Here is a 17,992-nt window from a genome sequence, read left to right on the forward strand (position 1 = left end):
GTACTCCTACAGGGCCGAGGTGGCGGGCTGGGCGAGCCGCAGAGCCTCGCCTGCGGCCTGGGCTTTGACGATCCCGTTGACGGACCGGGTGACGGTGAACCGCTGAACGTTGAGAACCAGCAGGTCGTCATAGCGGACCTGTGGGCTGCTGTTGCTGTTCGCGGCCGCGCTGATCGACCGGGTGCCGACAAAGTTCGAGGTGGTCACCGAGGTGTCCACCACGTCGACGTGCCACTCCGGAGGCTCCGGCGCCGACGCCAGCCACACCTTCGTGCGGACCGCGCTGCCCGCGATCTGGAGACGGCAGCGGACGTAAGTGCCTGCCGCGTGGGTGAGGCTGGTGGTGTAAGTGCCGATCGACGACTCGACCGTTGCGACCCTTTTCCGCAGGTCGATGAGGATCGCGTTGCCGGTGGTGAACTCGATCCGGGTCATGTACAGGTTGTCGGCGTCGACGTAGCGGCCGACCGGCCCCCCGTACAGCGAGCCGCCCGTCGCGGTCGCCGATGTCGTCAGCGATACGTACACGTCCACGTCCGGGAACGCGTACGGCAGGCTGGACCGGCGCGATGCGTTCGTCGTCGTCAGGACATGAGCCGCGACGCCGGAGCCGACCGTGTAGTCGGTGCCGACTGTGCCGCCGGCCGACCCCCACGCCTGGCCCGAATCGGCCGTGCCCCAGCCGCCGGACACCGACCGGCCGAACGCGTCTCGGTATTCGTTCGCGATGGCCGTGGCCGTCATCCGCTCGCCGCCTACCAGCACGTCGAACGGGAACTGCGTCGGGTCCTGCGTCCACTGTGGGCCCGTCGTCGTCCGGACCAGGAGTGAGGTGTCCGTCGCGGTCGCCGATGTCGTCAGGACCGAGCCCTCCGTGTCCGCCTTGCCGAGGACCGTATCGCCCACGACCGCGACTCTCCACGGCCCCGCTGGCACGCACACGAGGTCGATCTCCCACGTGCGGACGCCGATACGTTCCGTGTAGCCCTGCACCATCAGGTCCACCGGGCCCGGCGGCAGCCAGTCCGGGAGGTCCGTCAGACGGAGCGTGTCGCCTTCGATCAGGTCGAGGATCACGGGGATCAGCGCCGGGTTGCGGTGCAGGCGGATCCTGATGGTCGGGTAGCGGGCCTCGTCCCACGTGCCCAGGTGCATCAGCCAGGCCGCCATGGGCTCGGTCTGGTCGTCCGAGTAGAGGTTGAGCTCGACGCTGGTGTCGTAGCGGCCCACCCCGTTGGGCGGGTCCTGCGTCGACAGGGCACCCGTGGTCAGCTCCGCGCGGGCCGACGAGCCGCCGGTCCGCGCCGCGGTGACGTCGTTGCGGACGATGGCGTCATCGTCGACGGGCTCCAGCGCGCCCAGTCCTGGCGCGTTGTAGGACAGCGTCAGCACCGGGACCTGGTTGTACAGCGTGGTCCGGGCCCGGTACAGCAGCCCGAGCCGCTCCCGGTCCTCGACGAGGATCCCGCTGTCTGCGTCGGCGCACTGCTCCAGCTGCTCAAGCAGGATGGCCGGCCGCTGCGGGCCCATGCGGGCGGTCGTGCCCTGAACACCGGCGACCCGGACCGGCACGCCCTCCTCGACGGCGAGGCGACGCAGGCGTGCGGCGGCGGTTTCGCCGAGGTAGCCGTCATCCGCGCCGTCCATGACCTTGGTGTTGTCGGCCTGGAAAACACTGAGGTGGCCGATGGTGGTGCCCTCCATGCCCGCCCCGAAGGAGCTGGACACCCTGCGGACGCGGCCCACGGTGCCGGTGAAGCTGGTGGACTGGAAGACGCCGCTGGCGGAGACACTCAGCCAGGCGATGTCGACAAGGACGCTGCCGCCGGACTGGCGGGCGAACAGGCGGACGCGGTTTTCGCTGCCGAAGAAGGAGGGCGATGATCCTGACCCGCTGTTGATGAAGAACAGCTGTGTGCCGTCGTTGTCGTAGGCCTTGATCTGGACGTTGTCCGTTTGGACCTGGACCGTGTAGCGGACGGCCGTGCCTGTGGTCTGCACCTCGAAGAACGTGGCGAGCGCGCCCGGCGCAGTAGGGATGCGGTACACCATCTCGACCTGCCACGGCCCCGTGCCGGAAGCGGGCGCGGGCACCTCCGCGGACAGCGTTGCGCCGACCGCCACCACGGGCAGCGGCGCAGATCCGGAGAAGGTGTCGTCGCTGGCCATCGCGAAGTTCGTCAACTTCATCGGCTTGACGCCCGTCATCGGGCTGTACGCCTGCGTGGCCTCGCTGTCGTCCTCCATCGGCCAGTACGCGAGCAGCGTCGAATCCGACGGGATCCGGCGCCGCAGAGTCGACTGGAGTGCCTTCTTGCCCTGGTTGAGGCGGCGCAGGATGCCCGCGCCCTCGCCCTCGACCCGGATCAGGTGCCCGGTCCGGCCCCAGCGCGGCGGCCAGTCCGAGTACTCGCCGGAAAACCGGGTCCGCTTGGTGGAGATCGCGGCCCCTCCGGCGAGCGTCCACGTCAGCCCCACAGTGTCGACAAAGCTCGTCGCGCCCACCGCCTGCGCGGTGAAGTCGGCCTTCGCGACGATCGTGCCACCGATACCGCTGCGCATCTCGAAGCCGTAGTAGCTCCCGGCCGGCGGCTGGAACGCCGTCACCGTCTCGATGTCTCCGACGGTGACCGGCGCGGTGGACGCGAAGATGGTGGCAGCAGAGCCGGTGCTGGTGATGCCGAGTTGCGTCCACGGTCCGGCGATCGTGGGCGCGGTGTAGTGGCTGAACTGCCCGGTCGTCGAGTCGTAGGTGCTCCTGAGGGCGATGCGGCCTGACGGGGTGACGGGGATCGGGAGGGTAGAGCCGAACTGGACGAAGTTCGAGCCGTTCGTGGAGATGCGCAAGGTCAGAAACCCGTTCTCGACGAACATCAGCCAGGAGCGCTGGTTGCCGGTGACCAGGTGCTTGGCGCACAGCTCGAAGGCTTCGCCGGTGCCCCAGTTGGTGAGCTGGACATCCACACGGACGTCGAGACTTCCCGCGACGTTCAGGGCGGTCGCGGAGGGGGTGGTGGCCCGGGACAGTTGGTCCCCGGGCACCACCAGCCGCTGAGTGCCGGCGAGTACGGACACCCGCATCGGCGTATTCCGACCGATCAACCCGTAGAGCGGCGAGCGCGGGTTGCGCGGCGAGAAGAGGCCGTCCGGGCTCTTCAACGTGAGGGTGCAGGAGGCCGGATCGACCGCCGACCCCTCAGCCGTCTGCCCGCGCTGATGCGTGATGATGTCGCCCAGCTGGGCGTACTGCGTGATGTCGGTCCACACCCCGCCTACCTGCATCTCGACGATCGTGCCGAGCGGGTCCTCGGGGAATGCCATCAGCGGCTCCTCTTTCCTGAGAGTGCGAACTCGACATCGCCGCCCGTGGTGCGCTGGATGCCGCGCCGCATACGGCCCATCAGGTAGTCGTCCTCGCCTCGGGCCGGTGAGCGGAACTCCACGACGACGCGCTGCTGCCCGCCCGCGCGCCCGCCCGCGCCGCCTGCCCAGCTGTATGCGCCCGGCGCCGGAGTGTCGACCAGGCCGGCCATCGAGCTGTTCACGGCGGACCGCTGCGACTCGATGCCCTCGATCAGGCCCTGGCCGGTATACACGCCGACCTGCGCCATCACTCGCGACGGCGACTTGATGCCGAGGGCCTTCTTGATGCTCTTCGACATGGCCTTCGCGATCGTCAGCATCTGCTGCTCGATGCGCTTCTGCTGCGACTGGAGTCCACGCACCAGGCCTGCCGCGGCCTGAATTCCCGCCCCGTACATCGCGTCACCGGCCGTCGTGCCGGCCTTACCGGCCGCCGTGACGAGCGCGGCCTGCTCCGAGTTGATGGCTTTGATCTGGCCGGAGGTGGCCGATGCCAGCGCGGCGGCCGCCGATGAGCCCTGCTCCACCCCGGCCTGCGCGATCTGCGCCACCAGGTCCGAGCGGACGCCCTTGCTGCGGAGCGCCGCCAGGTTCTTCGCGAACTTTTCGGCGGCCGCCCGGTCCGCTTTCAGGCCGGACAGGATCGTCTCCGCCGTCTGCGGCCAGCCGCCCGTGTTCTCCTGGCTGGTGATGTTCGCGCCCGTGAGCACACCGGCCTTGACGTCGGCCGCCAACTTGTTGCGGGCCGTGACCAGGGCGGCGTAATTTTTCTGCGCCGTCTTCAGCCGGGCGGCGACCTTCTCCTCGGCACTGGCCAGCTTCACCAGCTTCTTGGTGCCCGTGCCCAGGGTGGAGAGAGCCTTCGACCGCTTCTTCCCGGAGAGGCTGTCGGCGATGATGTCGCTGAGCTTTTCACTGGCGGCCTTAACCTGCTTCGTCGAACCGGTGAGGCCGACGATGAGGCCCTTCGCGATCCATCGGCCTTGGGCCTTGGTCACCTTCGACGGCGACGCGATACCCAGCGCCTTCGCGATCGGGTCGGGGATAGCGCTCTTTGCCCAGCCGACGAGCTTGGACGTGAGCCAGCCGGTCATGCTGGAGACGCCGGACCAGAAGCCCTGGACGAGGTTTTGGCCCTTGCCGTACAGCAGGTTGTTCAGCGAGAGGTAGCTGACGATGCGGCCCGGCAGTCCCCGCACCCAGGCGAGGAACTCGCCGCCCTTCCTCGCCGCAGCGTTCTTGAAATTCTGCCAGGCCGCGGACGCCTGAGCGCCGACCATGCCGTTCATCGGGTTGAGCGCGGCCACCGTCCGGGCCGGCAGGGTGCTCACGTAAGCGATGAACTTGGCCCACTCGCGGGACACCGGACCAGCCACGTAGCGGGACCACATGGTGGAGAACCACGCGCCGATCGCGAGCCCCAACCGGTTCATGACCGGTCCGGCTTCGTTGGCCTTCGCCGACACCCACGCGGTGAAGGAGGCCCACCACTCCGGCAGCTTTTCCTGCGTCTTGACGATGAGCTGCCCGACGAACCCGGAGATCATCGTGATCGCCGCGGCGCCGAGTGCAGCAGCCACCAGCAGCGGCAGCTTGGCCAGCGCGCCGATGATTGCCGTAGCGATCACGCCGACCTTCAGGACCGTTTCGGGGTTCGCAGCCACATAGTCCGCGGCCTTCTGCCCCATCGTGGAGAGCGCTGTCACGAGCTTCGGCGCCATCTCCACGGCCTTGTCCACCAGCTTCTGGCCGACGAGCTCGAAGAACTTGACGACCCGGTCGGCGCCCTCCTCGCCGCCCTTGCCCGCGTCGTCCCACAGGCCGCCCACGGCCTTCTTCGCCTTGCCCAGCGCGTTGTAGACAGGCCCATTGAGGAAGTCGACGAGGTTCTGGGTGGCGGTGTTCTTGAACTTCTCGATCTTCGAACTGAGGTTGTCGCGCAGCGCGTTGCCGAGCCGGTCGGTGGCGCCGGCTGCCTTGTCCATCCCGGCCTGCGCTGCCGCACCCGCCGGGTCCAGCGCGAGAAGCGCGTCGCCCATCACGGTGCCCGGGTCACCGAACAGCGCGGTGGCAGCGTTCAGGCGGGTCGTCTTGTCCGTTGTCTTACGCAGCGCGTCCGTGGTCATCTGGAGCGCTTCCTGACCGTCCTTGCCGCCCTTCTTCAGCTTCGCCGCGACCTCGGCCGAGTCGAGGCCGATCGACTTGAACGCGGCCTGGACGCCCTTGCTCTGACCGATGGCGAGCTCACCGAACTGCCCGATCGCATCCGCTACCTGGTCCGAGTCGCGGGCGCCGGCCCGGATCGCCTGGTTGATCAGGCCGATCGACATCTTCCCGTCCAAGCCCACCCGCTTGAACTGCACCGAGTATTCGTTCAGCGTGTCCAAAAAATCATCCGCTTTGTTGGCGGATGTCCCAAATCCCGCAGCGATCAGGTCGAGAGCCTCGGTGGCGTTCTTCGCCAGGCCGGTACGGATCAGCTGGGTGGCTGCGTTGGTGACGCCCACCAGGTCCTGGTCGAAGGTGTTCGCGAGGTCGGCGACCTTCGTGGAGATCTTCTCGATCTCCTTGTTCGTCGCGCCCGACGAGATCAGCCCCGACCCCATCACGTTCGCGATGGTGTCCGCCGCCGTCTGGAAGTCCTCGACAACCGCGTTCGCGTACAACTGGCCCGCGATGTGCCCGTACTTCTTCGCATCCGCGCCCGACGCGCCGAGCTGCGCCCCGAGCCGGGCCGTGATCTTGCCCTGGTCCATCGCCTCCTGAATGCCCGCGATCAGAGCCGCGCCGGCAGCCGCGCCAGCCGCAGCCGCCGCGCCCGCAGCCACAGTCTTGAGCTTCTCCAGCCGCGAGCCGGTCTCCTGCACCGCGTTGTCGGCGCCGTCCCCGGCACCGTCGGCCAGGCCGTCCCCGACCGCGTCCCCAGCATCCTGACCGGCCCGGCGGGCTTCGCCCTCCAGGTCGTCGAGTCCATCGGCCACGCGGTTGGCGATGCGCTGTCCCGCCCGGCGGGCCTCCGCCTCCGCCTCGGCGGCCGCCGCGGTGACCGCGTCGACCAGCTGGCCGCGCATGTCCCGCCACTGGCCGTCCGCGCCCCGCACCAGGCCCTGCCCGAGCGCCTGCCCGGCCTGCTGCCCCGCGTCGTCGGCGTCGTCGCTCATGCGCTGCCCGGCCTGCCGCAGCGCCTGCTCGGCACGGCGCAGGCCCGGGTCCACGCCGCGATCGTCGATCGTGATGACGCCGTTGAGTTCGCCGACGGTGAGCGCCACGTCTACCTCCTTCGGGCAGTGCGGGGGTTGTCCTCAGGAGGTGGTGCGAAGTGGCGCTGTAGCCGGGACTCGGTGGAGAGCAGGGCGAGGATGCGGAGCTGGAGCCACCGCCAGGTGCGCTGGGCGAGGACGCCGGACTCGACGTCGATGCCGTACACCTGGTGCAGGTCCGCCTCGATCAGCGGCCACTGGGCGAGGAGGCCGGGCCAGCTCAGATCGGCCGGGGGCCCCTTGCGCGTCCGCTCCTTCGAGGCTGTGACGCCGCCCTCGTACCATTCGTAGAGGCCTGTTGCTTCGTCCCGTTTGCCGCAGCCTTTGCCGAGGAGGCGCGCGACATCTGCCGACGCTCCGCCCGGTTCCTCCCCGCTTTTCCCGGGGCCTCGCCGGTGGCCCAGTACTCCAGGGCGGTCTCCTCGTCGGCGGTGATCCAGAACATCGCGGTTAGCGCGACGTGCTTGAACATGCTCCAGTTGAGGTCGGCGAGGAGCTTTTCGTACGCCGCCCCGAGGCACAGCCGGTACAGGTCCAGCTCTTCCTTGTCGTCCAGGACAGGCTTGTCCGGCGCGCTGCCACCGGATGCCAGGCGCGCGGCGAGTGTCGTGATCCGCTCGACCTTGATGCCGGCCTCGGCCGAAGGGTCGGGGATGTGGTACTCGGTGATCCGCCCGTCCTTGTCCCGCACGGGCAGGGTGAGGCCCTCGGAGAGGAAGTCGTCGAGAGCTTGGAACTGCGCCGCCATCAGGCGACCGGGTTCGTGATCAGGGAGAGCTGTCCGTTGCCGGTGAGGGTGACCTCGACCTGGTCCAGGGCGGTGGTCTCGCCGCCGGACGGCGCCCAGGTGACGATCGCGATGCCCTCGTACGCCTCCGGGAGGCCGTCGCGGTCGTAGTACCGCACGCGGACCTCGGACGCCGACCCGTAGCCGAACGCGGCAGCGCGGAGCGCCTCGTGGGTGGGGTGGTACACCTTGACCTGGTCGTTGATGCGCCGGTTGATGGTGAGGGACACCTCCCAGGACTGTCCCGTCTTGGTGTTGCCCGCCCAGCCGCCGCTGTCGTAGTCGGAGGAGTCCTCGATGTTCGGCTCGGCATTCGGCTGGAAGTCCGTGACGCCGATGATGTTCTGGTAGTCCGAGCCGTCCTTCGCGGCCGCCATGTCGAGGTCGATCTTCCAGCGGCGGGCCAGAGCGTTCGTGGGCGTGGGAGTGCTCATCTGGCGGTTCCTCTCAATCGATCAGGTAGGTCCCGGGCCTGTCGGTCCGGAAGTAGAAGTTGCTGGTCAGCTCCATACGCCCGCGGGCGTCCTGACCGATCCACGCCTGCGACTGCCGCCACGACAGAACGACCGTCACAGAGCCGCAGGAGTAGTGCCGCCGGTTGTGCAGCGCATCGAAGACCGCGTCGGCGAGGTCGTCGATCGCGTCCGGGTCCCGGCCCGCGCGAATCCGGAACTGCACCCCGGTGATCGCGTCGGTGAGGTCGGTGTCCTCGACCGGGTAAGCGGTCAGCGCGATCGCCCGCTCCGGACCGTCCGGCATGACGCCCCGGAAGATCCCGGTGTCCGGGTCCTGGATCACGCCATCCGGGTCGAAGATGCCGACGCCGGCCCCTACAAGGAGACCGGCGATTCCGTCGAGGAGGCTGCTGGTGTATCCGCTCACCGTGTCGCCCGCCTCAGCTGCGCCGCGATGATCGCGAGGACCTCGGCGCGCGCCCCGTTGAGGCTGTTCTCCAGGTATTTCGCGGTCCGGCCTGGGGCATGCCGGTATGCCAGGTTCTCGTGCTGGATCACCGCGTAGGGGGTGTCGTAGGACACCATCCCGGTCAGCGTGGACTCCTCCACGCTGGCCACCCCGGAGTGCATCAGCGGCGACTCGTCGAGCGGGACGACCTCCTGGGACTTGCCCAGCACGTGCTCGGCGGAGAGGAGCAGGCCGCGTGCGGCGCCCTGCCGCAACTGCCGCTCGACCGCGGGGCCGTGCCAGGTGAGTCGGAAGCTGCGCGCCACGGCTGACCTCCTACTGGAGAAAGACCTGCGTGTTGGAGGGGACCGGCAGGGTGCCGCCGTCCGCGCGGGCGATGGTGATGACCGTCGTGCGGCGTCCGTCCGGCAGCGTCACCCGCGAGTTCGGGGCCGGCCGGTGAGAGGGGACGGTGATGTACGACGAGCCCGAGGTGACGGTCTGCCCGCCCGGGTTGGTGACCTGCTGGGTTTTCTCGTCGATCAGGCAGCGCACCGGCTCCGGGGCCGCGTACAGGTCGCCCTTGCTGCCCGAGCCGAGGTACGCCTCTACGGTCACCGTGTGCTGGAGGAGGAAGCCGGGGATCTGCCTCACCACGAGGACCACGCCCCGACCCAGAAGTCACAGCCTGGGATCCGTTGCAGCGCGGCGAGCGCCCGAGGCGGCAGCACACCAGCAGCCACCGGAGTAGCGGCCGCGCTCCCGGACCGGCCGGACAGGCTCACCGGACCGGCCGACACGGAGTCCCAGCCGCCGTCTGCGCCGACCGGGTCGCCGGTCTCGCCCCACCACTCGACGATCGCGCACACCGCTTCAGCGAACGCTGCTGCGACCTCTGCGTTGGTCGGGAGTTGGGTGAGGGTGTCGGTGTCGTAGACCGCGGCGCCGAGCGCGTCGTCGAGGGCCCGTGAGGCGTCGGTGAGGAGCTTCGGCGCGTTCAGCGGCGGTGCGGCGTGCAGGTATTCGGCGAGCTGCGTCGTCGTCGCATACACGCGGCCAGTCCCGACGATGGCCGGGGCCGGCGCGACGGACACGATCTCGTGCTGCACCCCGGCGCCGGTCCCGGTGACCGTCCACGACAGCCGCCACAGCCCAGCAAGCGTGTACGTCACCGGCGCCGTCCACGTCGCCCCGCCGTCGGCGCCGGTGACGACCGGCGTCACGGTGGTGCCGTCCGGCCGGGTCACCACCAGCGTCGCGGCCGTGGTCACGTCGGCCGGGTCGACCGCCAGCCGCGCGGTCGCGAAGTCGCCTACGTCGGGCATGGGCGCCTCCTCTCAGGTCGTCGAGGTCACGAGATGCGGCCCGCTGCTGGTCGCCGCTGCCGTGGGGCCGGTCGTGGCTGCCGTCAGTGCGGGACCGAGGGTGGACGGGTCCAGGCCGGGACCGGTGGTGGTCGCGTCGAGGTGGTCGGCTGGCTGTTGCCGACGGCCCGCCAGCGGCCGGGCCTCGCTGAGGTCGACGGCCTGGGTGAGCCGGATCTTCGGGCCGATCAGGGCCCGGCTGGTCTCCCCGGCGACGCCGAGGGTGCGCGCCTTCGTGCCGGTGAGGGGGCGTGCCGCCTCGATGCCGAGGGCAAGCGGTAGCGTCCGGGCCTTGCGCTGGCCGAGCGGCTGGGCTACGGCCGTCTCGGTGGCGCGGCTGAGGGCGAGCAGGGCGTGCGTGCCGAGCTGCTGCGCCTCCGCGGTCTCGGCCGCGAGGGTGAGGGCCAGGCGCTTCGCTCCGGCGAGGGTGCGGGCGGTGCTGGTCTCCACGGCCGGTACGGCGGTCCCGGGGACGAGGAGGCGCTGCGCCTCGCTCGTCTCGAGCGCCGTGCCGAGTGCCGTCTGCTTCGCGCGGCCGGGCGGCCGGGCGGTGTCTGTCTCGCTCGCGGTGCTGAGTGGGAGGGTCTTACGGCCCGTGACCGGCTGCGCGGACTCGACCACCAGCGGGGTGGTCAGGGCCTGCGTCTTGCGGCCGGTGACGGGCCGAGCCGTGTCGACCTCGGCACCCCGGGACAGTGCGGTGACCGCGCCGCCGGTGAGGCCGAGAGCCTCGCTCGTCTCGACTGCGGTAGCCAGCAGCCGGGCCCTCGATGCGGTGAGGGGGCGCGCCGTCCACGTCTCCTCAGCCGGTGTGAGGGCCCGGCTGCGGCTGCCCGTGAAGGGTTGGGCGGTCGCGGTCTCAGCCGCCACGGTGAGACCGCGTGCCCTGGCCCGGCCGAGCGGCCGAGCCTCCCCTACCTCACCCGCCACGCCCAGCGTGCGGGTCTTCGCACGGCCCAACGGACGGGCCGCGTCAGTCTCTTCGGTGGCGGCCAGCCCGGACGCCGAGACGATCGGCACCGCCGCATCGGTCTCCGCCGCGACCGGCAGTACGGCCGCTTTCGCGCCTGCGGCCGGTCGGGCCGTGGCCGTCTCCACCGCGGTGCCGAGGGGCAGGCTCCGCCGCCCCGTCAGGGGCTGCGCCTGCTCCACCTCGCTGGCCGCAGTGAGCGGGGACCGCTTCACCCGGCCGAGCGGCAGGCCGGTGTCGGTCTCTTCGGTCAGGCCGAGTGTCCGCTGCCCGGTACCCGTCAGGGGCTGTGCTGTCTCGACGGCCGCGGCGGCGGTCAGGGCGCGTGTCTTGCGTCGCCCGGCGGCCAGTGCGGTGTCCGTCTCTGCGGCCGGGGTGAGGCCCGCGCGGTGGGTGCCGGTCAGCGGCTGCGCTGCCTCGGTCCCCGAAGCGAGGCCCAGTGCCTTCCGCTTGGCCCCGGCCAGGACTTGGCTGGTGTCGACAGCCGTCGCCTGCGGGAGCGCGCGGGCTCGCGTTTGACCGGGCGCCTGCGCGCTGTCCGTCTCCGTCGCGGTCCCGAGCTGTCGGGACCGGCGGCCGGTGAGCGGCTGAGCTGTCTCTGTCTCGGCTGCAAGCGTTGCGGCCCTGGTCTTGCGCCGGGCGAGTGCCTGGCCGCTGCTCGTCTCCACGGCGGTGCCGAGTGCGACCGTCTTGCGGCGGCCGAGGGCCTGCGCTGTACCGGTCTCCGAGGCGACGCCGGCCGCCTGTGTCTTCGTCCGGCCGAGGGCCTGCCCGGTGTCGGTCTCGGAGGCGAGCGTCAGGGCTGCGCTGCTCGCGGGTACGAACTCGACCAGCGCCCACAGCGTGGAGACGCGGCGGGCCGTGGTCTGGGAGACGTTGCCGCGGTAGCCGATCTGTGCCGTGTCGAGGGTGGCCGCAGTCCATGCGGTGGAGGTCTGGGGGTTGGTGTACGCGGTCAGCTGGTACGGGAACGGGCTGCCCACCTTGTGGGTGGACCAGCCGTTCACTGCGACCGACACCGACGCGGACTCGCTGGTCGTGCCGGATGCCTGGCCCTTGATCCGGTACACGATGGAGGCCGCGGTCGCCGCGTTGGAGCCGACCCGGCCGCCGACCTGGACGAGGGTGATGCCGTCGCCCGAGCTGATCCCGGCGGAGGCCGCCGAGTCGATGTTGACGTCGTCGATGGTCGTGGTGCCGGTTGCCGTGGTCGCGTTGTACGACGTCGCGTCGTTCGGGGTGATCTCGTTGATGCGCGTGTAGTTGTTGCTCGCGCCCGCGGTGCCGCCGACGACCGTCGCGAAGCCGTTGTTGTCGCCTGCCGCGTTGGGCCGCAGGTGCACGACCGAGCCCGCGCCCGGGAGACCGGTCTGGACGCTGCCCGTGGTGTCGTTGACGGCTACGTCGTCGATGTAGATGTCCGTCGTCGCCGCGAACTGCACGCCCATGCGGATGCGGCTGAACCCGGTGATGTTCGAGCACAGCGTGTCCGCGAACAGCGTGCCGTTCAGGTAGCCCTTGAACGCGGCGATCCCGGAGGCGATGACGCCGCCGTTATCGACGTCGTTGTAGTCCAGCTCGATGCGGTGCCACACGCCGGTGGTGAGCGCCGACGAGGTCCCGGTGAGAGTGGTCTCCGTGAAACCGTCCCGCAGCACCAGCGTGCCATCGGTCTGGAGCCGCAGCAGGGCCGGGAAGTACCCGCTCTGTCCGATCCCATAGATGTTCGTTGCCGTGTTGGGGAGGGTGTCGACGCGGAGGTACAGCCGGTGGAAGGTCCGCATGACCACGCCGGACGTGAGCTGGTGCTCGACGAAAGCCGTCGCGCTGGTCGGGTTGGACCGGAGGGAGGCCGCGCCGGCGCGGTGCACGGTGGTGGAGATTGACGGCGAGCCAGTGACGACGGCGCCTGAGTTGACGCCGAACTCCAGCGACGTCGACTGGAGCTCGAAGCCGCACGTCCACATCCGCGCCATGCCGGCCTCCCCAGGGGTCAGGCTGCCGAGCTGGCGCGCGCGAAGTCGCTGATGGTCAGCGTGAAGTCGCTGCCGTCCGGCGTCATCGTCACGTCGTGCTTGGTCAGCGGGACCAGGTCTGCGTCGGTGCCGCCGGTGGTGTCCGGGTCGTAGCAGATGACCACCGCCGAGATCGCGTTCCCGGAGGCTGCGGTCCAGGTGACGTCGGCGGCGTCCATGTTCCAGCGGTCGTTGGTGTCGTCGACCGCGGAGGTGACGGACGCGAGCGTCTTGCGGCCCATGGTGGTCTGTTCGTTGGACGCGCCCGCGAGGAGCGTGGCGAGGTCGTCGTAGTCGCGCATGACCGAGTCGGCGACGATGCCGGACGTCTCGATGGGCACCATGATCAGCGCGTCGTTGGTGGCGGGCAGGGACGTGTAGTACGCCAACCGGCCCAAGGCGATGTTGAAGACGATGTTGGCCACCGTCGGTCCCTTCAGGCATGCGGAAGGGGGCCCCGAGAGGCCCCCTCACCGCGGATGGTCGGCTACGCAGACGCGCCGATGATCAGGATGTCGTACGTCACCGACGTGCCCGCACCGGAGTTCGCGACCTTCAACAGGTCGCCCGTGGAGGCCGTCACCGCGTACGTCGTAGCGTCCGCCGCTCCCGCGATGGCGCAGAACGATGCGCCCGGCCGGAGCGTGATGGTGCCGGTGCTGTTCAGGAGCGTCGCCCAGGGGTTCGAGGAAGCCGCGCCCACGACCACGCTGTTGGTGTTCGCGGCCGCCGCCTTGATGATCAGCCCCTTGACCCGGGCGAAAGTGATCGCCGACCCGAAAGCGTCCAGCAGGACACCCGCCAGGTCGAGATCCTCGGTCCCCGACGCGGCCAGCGTCCGCCTGTCCGACCACGCCTTGTCCGCCTTGCCCGCCGCGGTGCCCGTGCCGAGCTGCACCGAGCTGGACAGGCTCATCGGGAAGCTCACCGTGCCCAGGTCGAGGGCGGTGGAGAGGTTGCCGCTCGCCGACATGGCGAGCGCGCTGTTGAGTGGCATCCGATGTCACCCTTTCTGGTCAGGTCGCGATGACGAGCGGGACCTGGCGCTTGAACGCCGGGGTCGCGATCGTCGCCGGGGCCGTTCCGGTCAGCGAGCTGCCGGACGTCTGCGCGAGGTTGCCCTCGCCGGTCAGGACCGGCTTCGCGCCGATCGTGCCGACGAGAGTCGGGACGGTCGTCGCGGTGACGGAGATCGCCGCGTAGTAGATCCCCGACTTGGTGATCTTCTGCGCGGTCGACAGGGCAAGCGTCTTTGCCGTGTCCGCCGCCCACGCCGCGGTCAGCTGGTCCGCCGACTGCGCGAGCAGTGCCCCCGCGCCCGAGTACAGGGCGAAGAAGTAGTTCGTCGGGGTGCCGGCCGCGGTGCCGCCGCTGATGAACGTGAGGTTCGTGATGGTGTCGCCGTCCGCCAGGTACAGCGGGACCGAGCACATCACGCCGGTTGCTGCGGTGGCCACGTCGTCCAGGCCCACGCGGGGGAGGTTGGCCCTGTGGAAGGTGACGTCCGGGTCGGGGCGGCCGGCGGAGTTGAGCCAGCCGAGGTCGTTGCGGGGGTTCCCGCGGAAGGTGCCGAGGAGTGTCACTTCTGGTCCTCCTGGTTCTGCTCGCCGCGGGCGAGGATGGCCTTGCGCTTCTTGCCGTCGGCCTCGGCGTCGATGACGCGCTGGCGTTCGGCGGCGTCGTCGGTGCGGTCGAGGTAGGCGAGGACGTCGTCCTGGTTGTACTTGGACGGGTCGTACTCGGGGGCCGCGGTCGCGGTGACGGGCGGCTGCTCGTCCGGGATGCCGATGCCGAGTCCGACCGACGGCGCGGAGCCGTGGCCGAGGTTGGTCATCGCGTCCTCCGGGGAGGCCGGGCCGGTCGAGGCAGGCACTTCCTCGCCGTCCTCGATGGGCAGGAGCGCGTAGCCCTGGCGGCGGAAGTACTCGATGGCCGCCCTGCCCTCCTTCGAGGCGTCGTTGACGTAGCCGGTGCCCTTGGTGAACTGGACGCCGACGGAGTCGCCGCTGTAGGAGCGGACGGGGGCTTCGACCCTGTAGCTGTTCGTCATGGTGGTCACCGGACCTTCACGTTGCGGAGCACGCCGCAGCTCTTGGTGTTGCGGAGGACGGCCGCGACCGGGCCCATCTCGACCTCGCCGGACTTGACGGCGCCGGGCTGGGAGAAGTCGGGCAGGTAGGTCTCGACGAGCGGGGTGCCCGCCATCGACGCCCCGTGGAACGCGTCCAGACCCAACGACACCGCGTAGATGTCGGTCAGGCCGGTGATGGTGCCGCCCGCGCCGCCGCCGTCGGTGTCCGCAGAGCGGATCGGGACGATCGGGGCGGAGCCGTCGGCGCGGTCGCCGAGGTCGACGAGGACCCAGTCGCCGTACCGGTCGATCTGCATGCCGAGGTCGTTGCGCTCGCTGGTGAACTGCGAGGCGCGCCGGGCCAGGGACTTGATGCGGGCGATGCTCGTGGTGTTGCCCAGGATCGCCTTCACGCCGGACGGGACGGACCCGTCGGCGCCGGTGTCACCGGAGCCGGTCTGCGAGCCCATGATCCGGGAGAGGAAGTCATCGAACGCGTCGAAGGCGCTCATGGCGAGGTCCTCGGACGTGACCGCAGCCGGGCTCCAGTTGAGGTAGCCGGTCGTGACGCCCTCGTTGAGCGGCAGGTACTCCGTCGACTGCCCGGTGAGCGCTTTGTCGAGACCGTCGAAGCCGGCATCGTCGACCGCGGTGTCGCCGAGGATCAGCTCCTGCTGGAAGCGGGTGCGGACCGAGGTGAGCTTCTGCGCGAGCTGGAAGCTGATCTCGTTCGACGCGGCCGGGCCGAGACGGGCCAGCTTGCGGTCGACGGTGAACGCACCGCCGAGCGGGTGGAGCTCCACGCTCTTGCGCTCACGGGTGGCGGTGTTCGGGATGTATTCCTCGTTGAACCGGCGGAACGCCGCCAGGCTCGGGGCGAGGAGCCGGGTGTAACCGTAGGTGAGGGAGCCGCCGCCCGTACCCGGGGTGACGGTGTCGTCCCAGACGAAGTTGTTCAGCAGCCACGAGTTGCGGCGGAGGTTGTCGATGACGGCGAAGTCGATGTCCGCCTGGGTGTTGAGCTGCGCCTGAGCGAGCGTCACGGGCATGGGGTTCTCCCTGATGGTCAGGTCTGGTAAGCGTTCGCGATCGCCCCTGCGAGCGATCCGGTGCGCTTCTTGGCGGCGCCTTCGCCGGTGCCGCCGGACAGGTCCCCGCCGGACTTGCCAGCGGTCTGGGTGGCGATGCCGGGGTTGGCCTTCAGCTCGGCCTTGATCAGGTCGTCGACCTTGCCGCCGAATCCGCTGGACGACGGGTCGAGCTTGCCGAGCGCCTCGTAGAAGGAGCGGCTGTTGAGGAGCGGGGCAACCTTGACGCCCTGCTTCTCGGCCCGGCCGTACACGGCGAGCTGCGCCGTGAGGTCGCGGATCGTCGCGTCCTTGGTCTCGATGACCTTCGCGGATTCCTGCTCGGCGGCCGTGCGGCCTGCCTTCTCGGCTTCCTCGACGGCCTTTTCCTGATCGGTGAGCCTCTCCTTGCGGAGCTTCTCCAGCTCGGCGGCCGCTGCCTTGCCCTTCTCGGCTTCGGCCTTGTTCTCCTTGGCGCGCTCTTCCCACTTGCGGGCGTGCGCCTTCCAGTCCTCTTCCTTGCCGGATCCGGACTCGCCGGATTCCTGTCCGGACTGCTGTCCGCCCTGGCCAGCGGCTGTGCCGCCGCCTTCGGATCCGCCCTGTCCGGACTGGCCGGACTCACCGGATCCGGACTGTCCGCCGGACTCGGAGCCGCCTTCGCCCTCGCCGTTGCCACCCGCGATGGCGTAGATCGGCGCGCCGTTGCGGCGGTAGCCCAGTACGTCCAGAGCGGAGTGCGTCGCCAGAGGGTGCTGGAAGTGCGAGCGCGTGAAAGGGACCTGCATGGTGATCTACTCCCGTTTCGGGTTGCCCGACGCGCCGTGCGGCCGTCGGAAGTCGTTGGGCCGGAGTTGTCAGCGGCCGGGATTACCGTCGAGGCATGACGCACCGAGAGAACGCCCCAGGCGCCTGCCGCCGCTGTCAGGGACCGCTGGTTCGCACCGTCACCGAGATACCGGCCTGGGGGCGTTCACTGCCTCCCCGCAGAGGCAAGCCCTTCTGCCCCTCATGCACCGCAACCGAGCTGCAAGAGTGGGACCGCGACAACACGCCACAGTCCGACCAGTAGTCAGCGCGCCGCGCCAGAGCCGATCTGTTCGCGGTGGCTCTTGCGCGGCAGGCCGGTCTCCGCGGTCAGCGTGCGGATACGGCCCTGGTAGGCGCGCACCTTGGCGTTCGCCTTCGCCTTCTTGTCGTCGTCGATCGCCCCGGCCGCCTTGCGTTTCCACGCGCGGACCTGCCGCTCGAGATAGCGCTGCTGCTGCGACTGCTCGTACGTCGCCCGCGTCCGGTCGGCCTTCGGCGGTGCAGGCTGCGTCACGCCCGGCAGGTAGATCGAGATCGAGTGTCGGCAGTTCGGATGCATCAGCCCTGCCGCCCGCGCCTCCGGAAGCGACCCAGCCACCCGGACGGTGACCATCTCGCCGTCCTCCGTCGCGTGCTCCACCTCGACCGTGCCCGCGCCCTCCGCGCCTTCACGCCGTAGGACCTTGCCCTCCCACGGGCGGCAGCGCTCGCACTCCTCCGGCGCGTCCGATACCCGCACCAGGTCCACGCCGACGGAGGCGAGCTGGTCGGTGTGCGCCTGCACTGCGGCCCGGCCGAGTGCGGAGCGGGTGGCCATCTCCGTGTAAGAGGTGAGGTTCCAGGCGCGGCCGGCCCGGTCCACGAAGCCCGTCACCCCGCGGTCCGCGAACCGAGCCAGGGACCGCTCCGCCGCCTCACGCCGTGTCGATGTGCCCAGCAGTGGGGCGGATGTGGCCTCGGCGACGGTATGCCGGTACACGTCCATCCCCGTGCGGAGGATCCGCGTGTGCGTGGCGCTCGTCTCCTGCACCAGCGCGGCAGCGAGCCGGTCCACAGCTCGTGTGCCCGCGGGGATCGCTGCCACGGTCGGGGCGACGGCGCCGAGTTCGACGACGGCCGCCTGTGTACCGCGGTTGTATGCCTCGGCGACCGCGCTGTGGATGGCGCCGGTCGCGTTGGACTGGAGGGCGGCGATGATGTCCTCGATCGCCGTGCGGACCTGGCCGATGGACTGCAACTTGAGCGCCGTCCACAGCGGGGAGTCGAGGCCCTCAGCGAGCGCTTTCGTCACCCGCTCGATCAGGGCGAGTTCGGCCGCCTCGTACAACGTGGACACGGCGGACGCGAGGTCCTCGGCCATGTCGGGGCTGACCGGCATGACG

General features: G+C 70.2%; 17 protein-coding genes. All 17 read right to left on the bottom strand.

The genetic code is table 11. The features are described 5' to 3' along the window. Nucleotides 1-6 precede the first annotated feature (6 nt). Entirely contained in the window at nucleotides 7-3,321 is a 3,315-nt protein-coding gene (locus G9272_RS31840) for a hypothetical protein (RefSeq protein WP_171399690.1), read from the bottom strand. Beyond that, nucleotides 3,321-6,632, bottom strand: coding sequence for a phage tail tape measure protein (locus G9272_RS31845; protein ID WP_171399691.1), 3,312 nt, complete (start codon nucleotides 6,630-6,632; stop codon nucleotides 3,321-3,323). Before G9272_RS31845 ends, G9272_RS31840 begins: the two co-directional genes overlap by 1 nt. Before the next feature lie 2 nt (nucleotides 6,633-6,634). Beyond that, nucleotides 6,635-6,790, bottom strand: coding sequence for a hypothetical protein (locus G9272_RS31850; protein ID WP_253267996.1), 156 nt, complete (start codon nucleotides 6,788-6,790; stop codon nucleotides 6,635-6,637). 53 nt (nucleotides 6,791-6,843) lie between these two features. Continuing rightward, complete coding sequence (locus tag G9272_RS31855) at nucleotides 6,844-7,371, bottom strand: DUF7426 family protein (protein WP_171399692.1); 528 nt, start codon at nucleotides 7,369-7,371, stop codon at nucleotides 6,844-6,846. After that, nucleotides 7,371-7,844 carry a phage tail tube protein gene (locus G9272_RS31860; RefSeq protein ID WP_171399693.1) on the bottom strand — a complete coding sequence of 158 codons (474 nt, stop codon included), beginning with the start codon at nucleotides 7,842-7,844 and terminating at the stop codon, nucleotides 7,371-7,373. Before G9272_RS31860 ends, G9272_RS31855 begins: the two co-directional genes overlap by 1 nt. 13 nt (nucleotides 7,845-7,857) lie before the next feature. Then, nucleotides 7,858-8,292, bottom strand: a complete 435-nt coding sequence (locus tag G9272_RS31865; protein WP_171399694.1) for a minor capsid protein — start codon at nucleotides 8,290-8,292, stop codon at nucleotides 7,858-7,860. Further along, entirely contained in the window at nucleotides 8,289-8,639 is a 351-nt protein-coding gene (locus G9272_RS31870; RefSeq protein WP_171399695.1) for a hypothetical protein, read from the bottom strand. The genes G9272_RS31865 and G9272_RS31870 overlap by 4 nt, the downstream gene beginning before the upstream one ends. A gap of 10 nt (nucleotides 8,640-8,649) precedes the next feature. Then, entirely contained in the window at nucleotides 8,650-8,967 is a 318-nt protein-coding gene (locus tag G9272_RS31875) for a hypothetical protein (protein ID WP_171399696.1), read from the bottom strand. After that, nucleotides 8,964-9,638, bottom strand: a complete 675-nt coding sequence (locus G9272_RS31880) for a hypothetical protein (RefSeq protein ID WP_171399697.1) — start codon at nucleotides 9,636-9,638, stop codon at nucleotides 8,964-8,966. Before G9272_RS31880 ends, G9272_RS31875 begins: the two co-directional genes overlap by 4 nt. Before the next feature lie 12 nt (nucleotides 9,639-9,650). Further along, nucleotides 9,651-12,623, bottom strand: coding sequence for a hypothetical protein (locus G9272_RS31885; protein WP_171399698.1), 2,973 nt, complete (start codon nucleotides 12,621-12,623; stop codon nucleotides 9,651-9,653). Between the two features lie 17 nt (nucleotides 12,624-12,640). Further along, nucleotides 12,641-13,087: a hypothetical protein gene (locus G9272_RS31890; RefSeq protein WP_171399699.1), complete on the bottom strand. Its 447-nt coding sequence runs from the start codon at nucleotides 13,085-13,087 to the stop codon at nucleotides 12,641-12,643. Between the two features lie 62 nt (nucleotides 13,088-13,149). After that, nucleotides 13,150-13,659, bottom strand: a complete 510-nt coding sequence (locus G9272_RS31895; RefSeq protein ID WP_171399700.1) for a hypothetical protein — start codon at nucleotides 13,657-13,659, stop codon at nucleotides 13,150-13,152. Between the two features lie 19 nt (nucleotides 13,660-13,678). Then, nucleotides 13,679-14,245 carry a hypothetical protein gene (locus G9272_RS31900; protein ID WP_171399701.1) on the bottom strand — a complete coding sequence of 189 codons (567 nt, stop codon included), beginning with the start codon at nucleotides 14,243-14,245 and terminating at the stop codon, nucleotides 13,679-13,681. Further along, nucleotides 14,242-14,712, bottom strand: a complete 471-nt coding sequence (locus tag G9272_RS31905) for a hypothetical protein (RefSeq protein WP_171399702.1) — start codon at nucleotides 14,710-14,712, stop codon at nucleotides 14,242-14,244. The genes G9272_RS31900 and G9272_RS31905 overlap by 4 nt, the downstream gene beginning before the upstream one ends. A gap of 5 nt (nucleotides 14,713-14,717) precedes the next feature. Beyond that, nucleotides 14,718-15,782, bottom strand: coding sequence for a major capsid protein (locus G9272_RS31910; protein ID WP_171399703.1), 1,065 nt, complete (start codon nucleotides 15,780-15,782; stop codon nucleotides 14,718-14,720). Nucleotides 15,783-15,799: 17 nt separating this feature from the next. Then, nucleotides 15,800-16,588, bottom strand: coding sequence for a hypothetical protein (locus G9272_RS31915; RefSeq protein WP_171399704.1), 789 nt, complete (start codon nucleotides 16,586-16,588; stop codon nucleotides 15,800-15,802). 284 nt (nucleotides 16,589-16,872) lie between these two features. Continuing rightward, nucleotides 16,873-17,988, bottom strand: coding sequence for a phage minor capsid protein (locus G9272_RS31920; protein ID WP_171399705.1), 1,116 nt, complete (start codon nucleotides 17,986-17,988; stop codon nucleotides 16,873-16,875). Nucleotides 17,989-17,992 lie beyond the last annotated feature (4 nt).

Origin of the sequence: Streptomyces asoensis, from assembly GCF_013085465.1 — a bacterium.
Lineage (GTDB): Bacteria > Actinomycetota > Actinomycetes > Streptomycetales > Streptomycetaceae > Streptomyces > Streptomyces cacaoi_A.